Origin of the sequence: Pseudomonas anatoliensis (genome assembly GCF_017976235.1) — a bacterium.
GTDB classification, from domain to species: domain Bacteria; phylum Pseudomonadota; class Gammaproteobacteria; order Pseudomonadales; family Pseudomonadaceae; genus Aquipseudomonas; species Aquipseudomonas anatoliensis.
On sequence record NZ_JACVHC010000004.1, the window covers coordinates 220503 to 237809 of the forward strand.

Annotated in this window: 4 protein-coding genes; all 4 read right to left on the minus strand. The window is 58.2% G+C overall.

Going from position 1 to position 17307, the window contains the following annotated elements:
* Window positions 1–187: 187 nt before the first annotated feature.
* Complete coding sequence (locus ICA16_RS14590; RefSeq protein WP_338049935.1) at window positions 188–3010, minus strand: autotransporter outer membrane beta-barrel domain-containing protein; 2823 nt, start codon at window positions 3008–3010, stop codon at window positions 188–190.
* 240 nt (window positions 3011–3250) lie between these two features.
* The gene (locus ICA16_RS14595) at window positions 3251–5197 is read right to left on the minus strand and encodes a hypothetical protein (protein WP_210700874.1); all 1947 of its coding nucleotides are present in this window, start codon (window positions 5195–5197) and stop codon (window positions 3251–3253) included.
* Window positions 5198–5317: 120 nt separating this feature from the next.
* On the minus strand, window positions 5318–7258 hold the full coding sequence (locus ICA16_RS14600) for a hypothetical protein (protein WP_210700875.1): 1941 nt from the start codon (window positions 7256–7258) through the stop codon (window positions 5318–5320).
* A gap of 541 nt (window positions 7259–7799) precedes the next feature.
* Window positions 7800–17156, minus strand: coding sequence for a retention module-containing protein (locus ICA16_RS14605; RefSeq protein ID WP_210700876.1), 9357 nt, complete (start codon window positions 17154–17156; stop codon window positions 7800–7802).
* Window positions 17157–17307: the final 151 nt, after the last annotated feature.

Sequence of the window (17307 nt, forward strand, 5' to 3'; positions counted from 1 at the left end):
TCGCGACACGGCATCCGGAAGCCTTTAACTGCTCCCCCCGCTTCGTCCCCTGCTGCTCGCGGGCATGGTTCGCCCCATTGGCAACACAAAAAAACCGCTGCTCAGGTCAAAGAGCAGCGGTTTTTGAAAGTCCCGATAAATTGTTTTTTATTGTCACAGGCCAGCACACCAATCCTTTAACTGCACCTCACCAATTAAACCTCACGCCCACATTCGCCCCCCAAGGCTGTTCGATGTGCTCACCCTTTGAATAATCAAAATCGGCATGCACTTGCCATTTCGCGGACAGGGCGACGGCCACCCCCGCACCAAACTCGGCACGAGAACCTGACAAGTCGTTGTTGAACACATTGTCGTTGACCTTCACTTCGTTGTTCGACGCGAACTCATGTGCGACTGCCGCACGCAGGTAAGGCTGGGCGATGGCGCCATCATTGAACGCGAAGTTGCGCCCGACCGTGGCCCCCGCCTTGGCGACCAACGAACGCATGCGGTCGCCATCGGCGTCCATGTCGTTATCCAGGGTGTATTGCTTGCCCTGAATCTGCACTGCCGACAATTGTGTGAACGGCTCGATGAAGTAGTCGTCAGCCAGTTTGATGTGCCGACCGAACTCGGCGGATGCGCCCACGCCCCAATTGTCATAGTCACCCTTGGTGCGGCTGCCATCACTGAGATTGACCTTGGACTCATTGCGGAACCGGTTGAACTTGAGCACGCCGTCAAAGTAGTAACCGGTCTCGCTGTCGAGCCAGGTTACATACGGACCGACGTAGTAGCTTTTCACCGTGCCTGAAGTGCCACGGTCCAGGTCCAGATCGGACTTGCTCGTCCCCGCCAGCACCCCGACCAATACCTGACTTTCACCGATCCGGGCATCAGCGCCAAGGGACAACCCTTGCTGCTGTTGCTGATAGCCCACACCCGACCCGGCGGCCACGTTGTATTTATTGCCGTAGGTGCGGATCCAGCCGCCCGCCTCGCCACCGTTGAATCGCAATTCACCCATGCGGCTGCGTAACGAACTTAGCTCGCCGTACCACACGGTGGGTGCGGTGTTGAACAACGCCAGCACGGAACTCGCACCCGGGCTGATCACCTCGGTGGCAGGATCCAGAAACCAATCCTTGCCGCCGTCGTCATTCTCTCGGCTGTTCAGGCTGTAAGACCAGGTACCGACGTCTACAACACCGCTGCCCGCCAAGGCAAACTGCGCCGCATCGATCGTGGCGGTACGCGCCAGTATCAATTGCTGTGGCGAGGCTGCATCCAGCCCCGACGCAGCCACTGCGAGACCAAAATCACCCGCCGAAGCGCCCGTCACATTCAGGAAGTCACGCTCACCGCTGGCAAAATCGCCTTTCATGACAAACGTGCCGTTGCCCGAAAGCGTACCGACGTTCAGCTGGTGATAAGAAGTGGGCGCATCCGCTGCGCCAAAAGTGACACTGCCCCCATCCAGACTCAAGGCACCGATCGAACCGTTGGCGGTCATCGTCCAGTTCGAGTTGCTGCTGATATTGACGCTGCCGACATTGTCCAGGCGTCCGGTGAGTTGGGAATGATCTTGAAGGGTGACGCTGTCGACATTGTTCAGACGACCGGTGAGCTGTGAACGATTTCGCAGGGTAACGCCGTCGACACTTTCCAGGTCACCAGTGAGCTGTGAATGATTTTGCAGGGCGACACTGCCGACATTTTCCAGGTCACCGGTGAGCTGTGAATAATTGTCCAGGGTGACGCTGTCGACATGGTCCAGGTGACCGGTGAACTGTGAAGAATTATCCAGGGCGAGGACGTCGACATTGTCCAGGCGACCGGAGAGCTGCGAAGAATTATCCAGGGTGACGCTGTCAACATTTTCCAGGTTACCGGAGAGCTCTGAACGATTTTGCAAAGTGACACTGCCGATATTTTCCAGGTCACCGGTGAGCCGTGAAGAATTATCCACGATGACACTGTCGACATTGCTCAAGTGACCGGAGAGCTGCGAATGATTTTGCAGAGTGACACTGTCAACGTTGTCCAGTTGGCCGGTGAGCTGGGAAGAATTATCCAGGATGACGCTGGCGACATTGTCCAGGCGACCGGTGAACTGCGAATGATTGTCCAGAGTGAGGCTGGCTTTCGAGCTGTCATCGACCAGTACGTCGCCCGTCATGTAACTCTGATCAAAGGTGAGATTGGCAGTGCTGCCGCCAGCAACGTTGATATTGCCTTGTAACGCGCTGCCGATAACCGTCATGGCCGCCGCCGATGCATCTTGAACATCGAGCAGAATGCCGTTGCCAGCCAGTAGTTGCGAGTTATTCAGAACGCTGATCTGTGCCTGAACGCCTTCCTGAACGAGAATGGCCGACGACTCCCGTCCTTCCAGCGTGGCACCATTGAGCGTCAGAAGAGTGTCAGTCAGATTGCCACTGCTTGCAGCCATCCGCACACCGTTGGCGCCGCCACTGATGGTTGTGCCGTTGGCGCGAACCTCGCCTGCGAAAATGTCGATTCCGACGCTGTCCGCCAGCAAACCCGTGACTTCACCGCCGTTAAGTTCCAGCGTACTCAATCCAGTGATCAGTACACCCGATTTACCGCCCCGTATGACACTGTCCGTGACCACGGCAGAAGAACCAGTGGGTGAGCCTATCTCACGCCTCAGCGTCAGCGCCGACCCATCACTGCTCAACGTTACCCCGGTCAGTGATGCCTGACTGTTGGTCAGGGTAATGCCGCTATTGCGATTGCGCCCCACAAAAGCGCCGCCTGTAGCGTTGATGGTTGAACCGCTCTGTACAAACACTTCATGGGTTTGCGCATTTTCGGTGTTTAACACCCCGCCGTTGCGCACCAGATAATTATCAACAGGCGTACTGTCAACAATAGTTACATTTTCGCCCGCTCCCACGTTTGTCAATGCCATCAGGGGTGGACTGATAAACAACAGAGGTGAAAGCGCCATAAAAGTTATAGGCCCTCGAGAAAAAAGCACCAATTTCGTTCGTAGAATTTTCACAACATGCTCCAGTTTTTTGCCGCCCGATGAGGATGGCTATTTAGCCGCCGGCAGCTTAATGCGAAAACTTCCCGCCGAATGTAGGATTAGTCCGATACTGAATAGCGAATTCTCCACAGTTGGCGTCCTACTTCCGCACGACGTCTTTGCAGAAACTCCAGATCGCAAACAAACACGACAGTAGAAATAAAAAAAGGAAGACTGACGCCTTCCTTTTTCAAGGTGCCACTTAGTTAAGCATCAAGGTATTGGACAGGCGCCCCCGCTGCTGGTACGCGCAACGACTTGCACTTCGTGCTGATCCGAACTTTCTTCACGTCCGGCTATTTCAGCTACATATCGAATACTGCCACTGCCATCCTGAATCGGCTCCAAGGCTGTAGCGTAGGGCAAATACACCTCAAACCCATCAATATGTTCGTTACCCGACAACGTCTTATCAAATTTAAAAGACGGCAATGGGACAGGAGCCGTACCATCCCAACCCACACCATCCCAAGTAAACTCCAACTTAAGCCCAGCAGCCAAAGGTTCGCCCCCCGCTACAGTTACAACAGCGACGTGTCCGTGCCCAGCAACATTCTTCAGTGAAGAACAGGTTAAAAATTCATCACCACCGCTCATTACAGTGAAGTTTACTTTTGGTTTAGGAAGCGTTACAGCAATAACGTAGACACTGACTGGTTGTCGTAAAGAGGGGTTTGGATTGCTGTCCGGAATCAATGGATTAGTTATTTCGTAATGCACCGGAATTACAGGATTATTACCCTGAGCAGTTATGAACGCGTGAGGAATGGTAAATATGACCGGGTCATCATCCAGTTCAGACCCGTCCACTTCATAACGACCACCTGGCACAGCGCCCCCCCCCCAATACAACTGATAGATATCGCCGGTTTCGCGGACTGCATCGATGACCGTAGTTGCCGTACCATCCTGTCCCGCATCAATCAGTTCAAATTTGTTTGGTTCGATAGTAACTGCTGCTTGAACCGATACTTGCGCCAGGTTCGGATTGCCGACCTCCGGGTTTTCAGGATCAGGTGGCAGTGTACCGGGACGGCGCAAATCGATATTTACCGGCACAGCTGTCAGCTCAGGATATTCCTTAGCACCACGCCATATCGAGTAGGTCACAGATATGGGCCTTGGCCCCAGACCGTTGCGTTTCACATGCCCATAGGGAACGTCGAAAATCATCGGAAAGCCATCGCTGGATCGTTTGCGGGGCTGGGGAATGCCATCCCAGAGCAAAGCCACTTCGTCCAGCGGCCCAATGTTGTCGTACTCCTGGATAACTACAGCGACATCTGGATAGGCATCCTTAATAGAGATGAGGTTGTCGGGGTCTGGCGCCTCAGGCACTTCGAGTGGTTTCAAGTTGGCCGGGGCCGCCGTGAGTTCGACAACAACGCTGAGCCCAACGGAAGGCTGCTGCGCCTCATTACCGACACGATCAATCCACTGGTAATAAATGATCCGCTCCCCCTCACGGCCGTTTTCTACCTGATGTTTGCTCAGGTTTACCGTCATCGCACTGGTGCCGTCATCGGGGGTCTGATAGGAGCCGATAAACGCACCCGGGTAACTTGCCCCCATAAAGACGCCGGCAACATCCCCGGTTCTTCGGTCGGAGTGCAAAGGGATAGTTAGTTCAATCACTGGATTAGCATCCAGCCGCTCTTTGGTAATGCGCAAATCAGCATACTCCGCTGGCAGTTCAATTACCGCCGCCTGAGCATCTCTATTCGGCGCTGTCTTATCAATAATGATCTGGACCGGGGTATCGAAATTCCAAACATCATTGACATATTTCACTTGATATCCCAACCGGTGCGGGCCTTCAGCAGTTGTAAAAACAGAGGGCAACACTAGTGTTTGCATGGGGGGGATCGGGGTTGTTGCCGGAACAGGTATGCCGACTGGCACGTCGTCCCACAGGAGTTGCAACTCGACCCGGCGACCCGGAGCAGGAGGAGGATTGAGTTCCAGTACGCTGTTGATAATCACGTCATTATCAACACCCTGTCGTGCCTTCGGCAGTTTGTTCTTTTCATCACCTGTAACATCCGGCAATAGCCCCTGTAACTCTGGCGCCGTTGCCATGCGAGCGGACTTCGCCGCACGCACCGCCTTTAGTGCAGCTCTACCGGGATCTTCATTGGTATTTTTTTCATAGACAGTCATTGTCGTTCTCCTCATTATCAAAGCAGATATTTGCAAACCCATACTCACGACAAAACTACACTCTCGAATCAAATAAATATCTGATCCGTAACACCTGGCATTTACCTACTGCTTATTTGCTCAGGAATTCACTTCCGGGCAAAAAACCTCATTCGTTGGCGAACAGATCTCACCACTGGGCATGGTTCTATTGATAATTACAAAATCCGGACGCGACCGACCTATACCATCATCTCGCTTGTACAAGATGTACCAGACAAGGGCCGAACCGTTATTCACCATAGGTGCTATCAACTTCTCGTAATCAGCTACGACGATATCGAAGCCATTTGCAGCTTCCGCAGGATCAATGATTTTCGAAAATTCGTGATAGGCGTCCACAATCGGGTCAGTTCCGTTTAGCCCACGACATCCTTGCCAGTGCACAATCACTTCATCCCTTGCTGCGAAGTGTGGGTTGCCCGGTATATGAACCGTAACGCCCTCCCACAAGCGAGGTACAGAACAACAATGCAAGACGCCTTGTTTTCCTGCATGGGGGAATGTCGGTTCCTTGAGGTTTTCAATGATGACAATCGACACCTTGACTTCGGTCTTGCGTGAATACTGTTCGTTCACACCATTGCGGGTGACGTAGTAAACCGGCAAGTTCGGATTCTGCAGTTCTGGCAGGATGTGCTCCCAGGGGATTTCAACCTCGACAAGGCTGCCTGATACATCACCCGCCTTCACCGGATAAGTCGCCACGGGCGTCGGAATCTGCCCCCAATACACATCGATTTCCTCATAAGGCTGAGGATTGTCGTAGAGCACCAGTAACGCTCTTGCCGGCAGTCCGAAGTCCACACTGCGCAACTGGTTAGCGAGATCGGACTTTTGCCCGCGAATTTCCAGTTTGACCAGGGTTTCATTGAGCAATGCCGGGGCGTCCACGTGATCCTGGCCGGCTATGGTCAAGTCCAGTGCCACGGAAATGTCAGGCGAAGATGCGGTGTAGCTGCCATCTGCCAGACGGATGCGATAACTCACTTTGGGTCGTGAAGGGCCATTGCCCCGTGCGTGAATGGCCGTCCACGGGACAGTGGTCTCCAACGGAAAACCGCTGGGGTCGACCGGTATCTCTGCCAGTGCGGTGCCGTCCCAGTCGATGGCGACTCGATGCGCCGCGTCCGCGAAATCATAACGTTCAATTTTCACCTGAACGCCTTCGCGGGCCTGTTGACGGTCGAGCAAATTGCGCGTCAAAGGCACCTCGGGAGGTAGCAGCGCACCTGGAAGCGGCGAGAGATCGACAAAGATCGCCGCCCGCCTCGCATTTGGCCCGGTATTACCCGCGCGATCCCTGAGCCGGTAATACATATAGCGATCACCGTGTCCCCACGCGCGGATCTCATCGGCATGCACCGTGATCAGCAAACGCTCGTCGATAATCTCCTGCTCGCTGAATTCCTGCTCGCCGATCTCAACTTCGCGGTCACTCGGATCCTGCGTGTCCGTCCAGAAATAGACTGCTCGATCGCCCGTTGTGACATCTAAGTAAAACGGCACCTCGACGATGACCTGTCCGTGTTGCGTCAGATAACTTTCTGTGAGGGTTCCGTTCAACTCGTCAGGAAAAATGACCGCATCGGGCTGGATGCCAAAATTGGGCTTGGTGGTATCAATAGTGATGCTTTTTCTAAGGGACTCCGCAGGGTTGACCATGCTGCGAGAAAAGCGGATCGAAATATCGTACGCGCCCTGGATTAAAAGGCTCTGGGGAACAGTGAGGGTTTGCGGCTGTTGCACAGGAATATTGGAGGGGTATTCACGCTGATTGACTGGGATGAAAGCAGCGCCGCGCGCCATCAAACCCAGCTCCACCAAATCGGTGCGATTGGGAATGGTCGTGAAGTCCAGGCCGTCGAACATAACTTCCAGATCCCGCCCCAATGCTCGCAGCGGCAGCAGCCCCAGAGGATCATCCGGATCCAGCACCAAGGGCACCTTGGGGGCTGGAATATCAGCACGCGGCCCACTCGGGAGAGTCGTTTCATCGTTCGGCGTTTTGTGAGCTGACATCGCGCGTATTCCCTGACGAATGTTGAGGCTTGCTGGTTCGCAAGCTGTCGCACTGCGACAACTTTCGAATGGCTGGCTTCATTTAGCGCGCATCGTCAGAAAGCGGCTACTGTCAGAAATTACAGGTATTGCTACCGCTCGTCGGAGATTTCGCCGAACTGGCAGGTCGACACGGAATAAACAACAAACGTTTAAAGGAAACCTGCCGACACGGATTTCGGCCACAGATTCTTGCGTCGTTGCCTACAGCTACGCCAGAATCCGCCGGCTTGTGCGCCGCGATTCCTGACGTTTCGTGATGAAACAAAAAACCGCCGTCCCGATTGAACGGGACGGCGGTTTTTTTATGCCTGAGGGCAAATACCTCCCTGTAGGAGCTGCCGAAGGCTCGGGCCGCGATCGGACGATCTTTTGACTTTTTTAGAAGCAAGATCAAAAGATCGCAGCCTTCGGCAGCTCCTACACGGGTCACCTGTCTGAGGCATGAAAAAACCCGCCGCCCCGATGATCGGGACGGCGGGTTTTGTCGTTCTGCCTCAGATCAAACGGTATCTACCTTCAACGAATGATCATTCAACATGCCGCTGATGATCGTCGCTGTGTCGTGCCCGCTGGCAATCATCCCACCGGCGCCAGGCGTGACGCCGTAGTGGCTGGCGAGGTTGACGCCGGCCAGATCGATCGTCTGGTTCGGCGTGGCGCCGGCCATGGCGCTCACGTCGATGCTGGTCATGACCGAGGCGCCACTGCCGCTGACGCTGAAGTGCAGGTAGTCGTCGAGGGACGACGTGGTGCCGTTTTCACCTTGCAGCAGTTGCGACAGGTCGAGCTTGTCGGTGCCGGGGGTGAAGTCGGTAATCAGGTCGTGGCCGCTGTTGCCTTTGAGCCACTGGAAGGTGTCGACCCCTGCCCCACCGGTCAGGGTGTTGTTGCCTAAACCACCGATCAGCAAGTCATCGCCGCCGCCCCCATTGAGGGTGTCGTTGCCCAGACCTCCGTTGATCACGTTGTTATTGTTGTCGCCAGTCAGGCTGTCGTTGAAGTTGGAGCCGACGAGGTTTTCGATACCGGTCAGGGTGTCCGTCCCGGCGCCGAGGGTGTTTTGCGCACCGAGCAGGCCGAGGTTGACGGTGACGGCGGTAGTCGCATGGGCGTAGCTCGCGGTGTCGGTCCCACTGCCGCCATCGAGCAGGTCATTGCCGGCGCCGCTGTAGAGCAAGTCGTTGCCAGCGCCGCCGTGCAGTTCGTTGTTGCCTGAGCCTGCGGTCAGTACGTCGTTGCCGTCGCCGGCATTGATGATGTTGTTGCCGGTGCCCGCCACCAGCACGTCATCGCCTGCTGTACCGGTGAGAGTGTGGCCGTCCTGGTAACTGATGCTCACGTTGGCCGTGTCGCTGCCGCCGTGGTTATCGTTGGCGGTGTAAGTGCCGTGGTAGTCCGGGGCCATGTCCTGGGCCCCGGCGTAGTTGAGCTTCATGGTCAACTGGTAGTTTTCCGACCCGTTGACGTTGCCGCCCGTGGGGTTGGTAAGGTTGGTGATGTGAATCTGGTAGACCGCGCTCGATGTCGCAGTGAGGGTTTGTCCGTCCGCCAGCGCGATCCAGCTGCCGCCATTGATCGAGTACTCCATGCCGACGTTACCGGCCGCCAGATTGTGGTCGAGGTTGAGGGTTTCACCCTGACGCAGGTTGACGGTGATGCGGTCTTCATCATTGGCATTGCTGTTGGTCACGGCGCCCAGGTAGCCGCTGACCACCAGCACGGCGGTCATGGTTGCCGCGTTCGCCGAGAACGCACTACGGACGTTGGCCAGATTCTGGTTGGCCGCCGTATTGACGTTGGTGCCCGTGAAATTGATCGCGCCGGTGCCGGTGAAGTCCGCCTCTTTCGACACCCAACCGGTGTTGAAACTGGTTGGCGTCGCGTTGAGGGTATCGCCGTTAGGGTCGGTGTCGTTGGCCAGCAACAGCTCACCCGGCACCAAAATGTTGCCCGACAGCACGTTGGTGATGACGTGGTCGTCCATCGCCACCGGAGGTGCGTTGGGGATCACTTTCACGGTCAGCGTCGAGCTAGCCAGATCGCCATCGTTATCGCTGACGGTGAAGCCGATATTTTCGGTGAGCACCACAGCGGTGGTTTTCTGCGAGGTGTAGGTGTATTCACCGGTGTCGAGGTTGATCAGCAGCGTGCCGCTGTTGTTGGTGGCGATGCTCAACGTGTTGTTCGCGGTGTTGAAGGTGCCGTGATTGACGCCGCCGCTCGCGATCAGTGACCCCTGGCCACTGAGGGCTTTAGGGTCATAGGTGTAGGTGGTGCCGTCGATCACGATGGATTTGATGAAACCGCCATCGGCGCCGAACGTGCCGCCCTCGCCCAGCAACGAACCGGTGACCGGCGCGCCCTGCACGGTGCCCGACAGCACCGAGTTGAGCTGGTTGAGGTCGGTGACCACCACCGCGTTGGTGTTGGTGTGGTTGATGCCGTCGTACGCCAGCGGATCGAGGTTGGCGTTGCTCACGCCGCTGCCGAGGCCGATTGCGTAGTTCTTGATGTTGTTGGCATCGAGGAAATTTTTCAGCGCGGCTTCATCGGCGGCGTTGATGTCGCCCTCGTTGGGTTTGCCGTCGGAGAAGAAGTAGCCGACGTTCTGCGCCCCGGTGAGTTTGCCCGAGGTGTTGAACGCGGTCTGCATCACCGCCACGGCAGCATCGTAGTTGGTACCGCCGCCAGCCGTCAGCCCCGCAAGAATCGTCTTCGCTGTCGCGACGTCCACCCACACGGCGGTTCGGTCGGTGGCGTTGCTGCTGAAGGTCACCAGTTGGACTTTGACGTCGCCCAGATCATCGTACTTGTCGAGCAAGGCACTGATCGCCTGCTTGGCCAGCGCCAGCCGCGACAGGCCCGGCACACCCGAGGCATCGGCCATGCTGCCGGAGATATCAAGAACGATCAGCAGGTTGGAATCGATCTCCACGGCTGTCACCGAGCGATCCGAGGCAACGGCTTTTGGCACGTCATCAACGATGTTGACGACGAGGGTGCTGGTGGTGGTGTTGCCCAGCGCATCGGTGGCTTTGTAGGTGAAGCTTTCGCTCAGGGTGTTCGGCCCGTCGTTGGCGTTCGGCGAGGTTTTGGGGGCCGAAGTCAGCGTGTAGGTGTAGGTGCCGTCGGCGTTGAGCTGGATCTGCCCGTAAGTGCCGGTGGCGCTGCCGACCAGGGTGTAAGTGAGCGCGCCGCTGCCGCCGGTGACCGCACCGACCAGCGTGCCGCTGGCGGTTTCGCCGGTGTTGCCCGGGTCGCTGCCGGTGACCGTGCCGGACGCCAGATCCTGGCCATCCTTGCTCAGGTCGAGGGCTTTTTCAAAGACAGTCACGTCCTGATCGACCGAGGCAATGAGTTTGCAGTCGGCGACATTGATGGTGATGGTCGTGGTGCTTTCGTCGCCGTCACTGTCGCGGATGCTATAGGTGAAGGTGTCAGTGGCGCCCGGTGGGCTCACCGAGTTCGGGTTGCTGTGGTAAACGGCATTGCCCGCCGCATCGAGGGTCAGGTAACCGTAGGCGCCGTTGATGTTGCTGTTGAGCCCGCCAACAGCCGAGGTTGCAGTATTGCTGCCGGCGCGCACGCCGATCACCGTGGCCGCGCCATCGGCACCGTTGACGTCGTTGCCCAATACGCTGACGTTGACCGTGCCACCCTCCGCCACCGAGCCGGTGTCGGGTTTGGCGGTCGGCAGATCATCGACGATGTTGACGTTGATCTGACCGCTGGCGGTACTGCCATCGGTGTCGGTTGCTACCACGTTGAAGTTTTCGGTGATGCTGTTGGCACCGTTGGCGTTCGGGTGGGTTTCGTTATCGACCAGGGTGTAGCTGTAGCTGACCACGCCAGTGGCCGGGTTATAACCGGTGATGGTGAAAGTGCTGCCCAGCGGCGAGACGGTTGATTGCGGGAAGCCTGCGGCCACGCCATTGGTGACCACGGCAATGCCACCGACGGTGAGGGTTTGCAGGCCATCAAGAGCGGTCACGGTGAAGGTGCCGCTCTGGGTCAGCGCCGGGGTGTTGGGGCTGGTGCCGTCGCTGAGGTTTTTCTCGTAAACGGTGAGTTCGCCGCCATTGACGTCGAGGCCGTTGAGCACCACCGGGTCGTTATTGTTGTGGACGTTCAGCACCAGGCTGGCGGTGCTGGTATCGCCGTCGGCATCGGTCAGGGTGTAGGTAAACGTCTCGGTGCCGTTGCCGCCACCTTGCAGGTTTTTGAAGTCGGCGTCAGTGGCGTCGAGGGTGTAGGTGTAAGTACCGTTGGCGTTGAGTACCAGCGTGCCGTAAGTGCCGGTGAAAGTGCCGGGGGTAATCGGGCCGGTCGCCACCACGTCTGCGCCTTGCACATCGTTGGTCAGCACGTTGCCGCTCAGGGTGAGTTGGGTTTCCGAGGCGTTGTTGGCATTGCTGTCGTTCATCGCTTGCGGCACGTCATCGACGATGCTGACGACGATGGTGCTGGTGACGATGTTGCCCAGCGAATCGGTGGCCTGATAGGTGAAGGTTTCGGTCAGGGTGTTGGCACCGTCATCGGCATTCGGTGTGGTGGTCGCTGGCGATGTCAGGGTGTAGGTGTAGGTGCCGTTGGGGTTGAGGACGATCTGCCCGTAGTTGCCGGTGGCGCTGCCAACCAGCGCATAGCTGATCGCGCCGACGGCACCGTTGACCGAGCCGACCAACGTGCCGGACGCGGTTTCGCTGGTGCTGGTCGGGTCGCTGCCCGTGACGGTGCCGGGCGCCAGATCCACGCCGTCCTTGGTCAGGTCCAGCGCTTTCTCGTAGACGGTGACGTCGGTGTCGCTGACCGCATACAGTTTGCTGTTGGAGACATCGATGGTGATGGTGGTGGTGCTTTCATCGCCGTCGGCATCACGCACGGTGTAGGTGAACACATCCACTGCACCTGGGCCATTCACCGTGTTGGGATTGCTGTGGTAAACCGCGTTGCCGTTGGCATCGAGGGTCAGGTAGCCGTAGGTGCCGTTGATCTGCGAGTTCAGGCCACCGATGGCCGAAGTTGAGGTATCGGCACCGACGCGCACGCCAACCACCGCGCCTGTCACGGCCGGGCCATCGGCACCGCCAATATCGTTGTTCAGGACATTGCCGCTGACAGTGGCGCCCTCCGCCACCGACGCCGCATCGGGATGCGCGCTCGGCAAGTCATCGACGATATTGACGTTGATCTGCCCGTTGGCGGTGCTGCCATCGGTGTCCGTCGCGACGACATTGAAGTTCTCGGTGATGCTGTTGGCGCCATTGGCGTTCGGATGAGTTTCGTTATCCACCAGGGTGTAGCTGTAGCTGACCACGCCAGTCGTTGCGTTGAAACCGGTGATGGTCAGCGTGCTGCCCAGCGGTGTGACGGTCGATTGCGGGAAGCCTGCGGCCACGCCATTGGTCACTACGGCAATGCCGCCGACAGTCAGGGTTTGCAGACCGTCGATGGCCGTCACGGTGAACGTGCCGCTCTGGGTCAGCGCCGGGGTGTTCGGGCTGGTGCCATCGCTGAGGTTTTTCTCGTAAACGGTGAGTTCGCCACCGTTCACATCCAGACCGTTGATGATCACCGGATCGTCGTTGTTGTGGATCTGCAACACGAGGTTCGCGGTGCTGGTATCGCCGTCGGCATCGGTGAGGGTGTAGGCGAAGGTTTCCGTGCCGTTACCGCCGCCGGTCAGGGCTTTGAAATCGGCATCGCTGGTGTTCAGCGTGTAGGTGTAAGTGCCGTTGGCGTTGAGCACCAGCGTGCCGTAGGTACCGGTGAAAGTACCCGGGGTGATCGGGCCGGTGGTTACGCGGTCGGCGCCCTGCACGTCGTTGGTCAGGACGTTGCCGGTCAACGTCAGCAGGGTTTCTGAAGCGGTCGATGTGTTGCTGTCGTCAATGGCACTTGGCAGATCATCGACGATGTTCACATCGAGGGTGCCGTTGGCAGTGGTGCCGTTGTCATCGACCACGGTGACGGCGAATTGCTCTGGCAGATTGTTCGCGCCGTTGGCAGTTGCGTGCGCTTCGTTGTCGACCAGGGTGTAGCTGTAACTGACCACGCCAGTCGTCGCGTTGAACCCGGTGATGGTCAGCGTGCTGCCCAGCGGGGTAGTGACCGATTGCGGGAAACCAGCGGCGATGCCGTTGGTGACCACGGCAATACCACCGATAGTCAGCGTGGTGACGCCGTCCAGTGCGGTGATGGTGAAGGTGCCGTTTTGGGTCAACGCCGCAGAGTCAGGCGCGCTGCCGTCGCTGAGGTTTTTCTCGAAGACGGTGAGTTCGCCACCGTTCACATCGAGGCCGTTGATGATCACCGGATCGTCGTTGTTGTGGATCTGCAACACGAGGTTCGCGGTGCTGGTATCGCCGTCGGCATCGGTGAGGGTGTAGGCGAAGGTTTCCGTGCCGTTACCGCCGCCGGTCAGGGCTTTGAAGTCAGCGTCGCTGGTGTTCAGCGTGTAGGTGTAAGTGCCGTTGGCGTTGAGCACCAGCGTGCCGTAGGTACCGGTGAACGTACCGGCGGTGATCGGGCCAGTAGTTACGCGGTCGGCGCCTTGCACGTCGTTGGTCAGGACGTTGCCGGTCAGCGTCAGCAAAGTTTCCGAAGCGGTTGACGTGTTGCTGTCGTTCACGGCGTTTGGCAGGTCATCGACGATGTTCACATCGAGGGTGCCGTTGGCTGTGGTGCCGTTGTCATCGACCACGGTGACGGCGAATTGCTCTGGCAGATTGTTCGCGCCGTTGGCAGTTGCGTGCGCTTCGTTATCGACCAGGGTGTAGCTGTAACTGACCACGCCCGTCGTCGCGTTGAACCCGGTGATGGTCAGCGTGCTGCCCAACGGGGTGGTGACTGATTGTGGGAAACCAGCGGCGACGCCGTTGGTGACCACGGCAATGCCACCGATAGTCAGCGTGGTGACGCCGTCCAGTGCGGTGATGGTAAAGGTACCGTCTTGGGTCAACGCCGCAGAGTCAGGCGCGCTGCCGTCACCGAGATTTTGCTCGTAAACGGTGAGTTCGCCACCCTCGACGTTCAACCCGTTGATGATCACCGGATCGTCGTTGTTATGGATCTGCAACACGAGGTTCGCGGTGCTGGTATCGCCGTCGGCATCGGTCAAGGTGTAGGCGAAGGTTTCCGTGCCGTTACCGCCGCCGGTCAGGGCTTTGAAATCGGCATCGCTGGTGTTCAGCGTGTAGGTGTAAGTGCCGTTGGCATTGAGCACCAGCGTGCCGTAGGTACCGGTGAACGTACCGGCGGTGATCGGGCCAGTGGTTACGCGGTCGGCGCCTTGTACATCGTTGGTCAGGACGTTGCCGGTCAGCGTTAGCAGGGTTTCCGATGCGGTCGACGTGTTGCTGTCGTTCACGGCATTTGGCAGGTCATCGACGATGTTCACATCGAGGGTGCCGTTGGCAGTGGTGCCGTTGTCATCGACCACGGTGACGGCGAACTGCTCAGGCAGATTGTTCGCGCCGTTGGCAGTTGCGTGCGCCTCGTTGTCGACCAGGGTGTAGCTGTAACTGACCACGCCAGTCGTTGCGTTGAACCCGGTGATGGTCAGCGTGCTGCCCAACGGTGTGGTGACGGATTGCGGGAAACCGGCGGCCACGCCATTGGTGACCACGGCAATGCCACCGATAGTCAGCGTGGTAACGCCGTCCAGTGCGGTGATGGTGAAGGTGCCGTTTTGAGTCAGCGCCGCAGAGTCAGGCGCGCTGCCGTCACCGAGATTTTGCTCGTAAACGGTGAGTTCGCCACCGTTCACATCCAGACCGTTGATGATCACCGGATCGTCGTTGTTGTGGATCTGCAAGACGAGGTTCGCGGTGCTGGTGTCGCCGTCGGCATCGGTCAGGGTGTAGGCGAAGGTTTCCGTGCCGCTACCACCGCCGGTCAGGGCTTTGAAGTCAGCATCGCTGGTGTTCAGCGTGTAGGTGTAAGTGCCGTTGGCGTTGAGCACCAGCGTGCCGTAGGTACCGGTGAACGTACCGGCGGTGATCGGGCCAGTGGTTACGCGGTCGGCGCCTTGCACGTCGTTGGTCAGGACGTTACCGGTCAGCGTTAGCAGGGTTTCCGATGCGGTCGATGTGTTGCTGTCGTTCACGGCGTTTGGCAGGTCATCGACGATGTTCACATCGAGGGTCGCGTTGGCGGTGGTGCCGTTGTCATCGACCACGGTGACGGCGAATTGCTCTGGCAGATTATTCGCGCCGTTGGCGGATGCGTGCGCTTCGTTGTCGACCAGGGTGTAGCTGTAACTGACCACGCCCGTCGTCGCGTTGAACCCGTTGATGGTCAGCGTGCTGCCCAACGGTGTGGTGACCGATTGCGGGAAACCGGCGGCAACGCCGTTGGTGACCACGGCAATACCACCGATAGTCAGCGTGGTGACGCCGTCCAGTGCGGTGATGGTGAAGGTGCCGTTTTGGGTCAACGCCGCAGAGTCAGGCGCGCTGCCGTCACCGAGATTTTGCTCGTAAACGGTGAGCTCGCCACCGTTCACATCGAGGCCGTTGATGATCACCGGATCGTCATTGTTATGGATCTGCAACACGAGGTTCGCGGTGCTGGTATCGCCGTCGGCATCGGTGAGGGTATAGGCGAAGGTTTCCGTGCCGTTACCGCCGCCGGTCAGGGCTTTGAAGTCAGCATCGCTGGTGTTCAGCGTGTAGGTGTAAGTGCCGTTGGCGTTGAGCACCAGCGTGCCGTAGGTACCGGTGAAAGTACCCGGGGTGATCGGGCCAGCATTCGGGCCGACCGGCACACGATCGGCGCCTTGATCATCGTTGGTCAGCACGTTGCCGGTCAGCGTCAACAAGGTTTCGGAAGCGGTGCCATTGTTGTCGTCGACCGCGACCGGCACGTCGTCGGTGATGTTGACGTCGAGCGTTCCCGTGGCGGTGTCGCCATTGCTGTCGCCGGCGATCACGGTGAACTGTTCGCTGAGATTGTTGGCGCCGTCGCCGGCCGCATGGGTTTCGTTGCCATTGAGCGTGTAGCTGTAGCTGACCACGCCGGTCGCCGGGTTGTAACTGGTGATGGTCAGCGTGTTGCCCAGTTGCGTGGTGATCGATTGCGGGAAGCCGACGGCCACGCCACCGTTGATCAGGTTGATGCCGCCGATGCTCAGGCTGGTCAGACCGTCCGGTGCCGATACGGTGAAGCTGCCACTTTGCGTCAACGCTCCGCTATTGGCGGCAGAGCCGTCGGGCAGATTGGCTTCGTTTACGTTCAGCTCACCGCCGGCGACCGCAAGCCCGCCGAGCGTGACCGGATTGTTCACCGGTGGCGGCGGGACAACAGGCGCGCCGATATCGTCGCCGTTGTCACCATTGTCGATGACTGCGTTGCGGCGTTCTTCAGGAAACTCGGGAATGCCATTGAAGCCGGCAGTGGGGAAGCCGATGATCGGGTCAACTCGCCCGCCGACTTCCTCCAGCAAAACAAAACTGTGGCCGCCACCCGCTTCACCCGGCACACCACTTGTTGGAGCATTCGGACCTGCAGCAGTGGCTTCAGCGGTTTTGCTCGGGTCGTCACCGGCAGCGATGGCTTTCTGGATCTGCTCGACATCGGTCAGTTGTGCATCGCTCGGAGTCAGCGCCTCAGCGGCGTTCACGTGCGCAGCCTGGCCGGCCAGCAATTGGTCGGTCATGGTCAGGCTGCTGCCGCGACCCAAGGTCAATTCCTGGCCATTTTGCAGATGAACGGCAACCGCGCCCTCGGCCCCGGTGATCAGTTGATCGCCAGCAAACAGGCGATCCCCCTCAACCAGCTCGCGACGAGTGCCGTCGATGCCTTGAGCGAAAACCTGACCAATAACCTTGGTAACTGTGCCGATGAGCGTTGCCATGTGAAATCCTCCGCTGCTGACCACCGTCAGCACTGGTTCGCGAAGCAGCCCATGGCTCAATCGGGTTGTCGTGGCGACGCTCGCACCCTCGACAGTTCGTCTCGCAGGTCTTACCCGAGCAGGAAATATCAGTGCTTTCAAGCACCTCCGA

Excerpts from the sequence above, each read along its gene's own strand:
- ICA16_RS14595 (WP_210700874.1), bottom strand. The coding sequence starts at position 5,197 with ATGACTGTCTATGAAAAAAATACCAATGAAGATCCCGGTAGAGCTGCA.
- ICA16_RS14600 (WP_210700875.1), bottom strand. The coding sequence starts at position 7,258 with ATGTCAGCTCACAAAACGCCGAACGATGAAACGACTCTCCCGAGTGGG.
- ICA16_RS14605 (WP_210700876.1), bottom strand. The coding sequence starts at position 17,156 with ATGGCAACGCTCATCGGCACAGTTACCAAGGTTATTGGTCAGGTTTTC.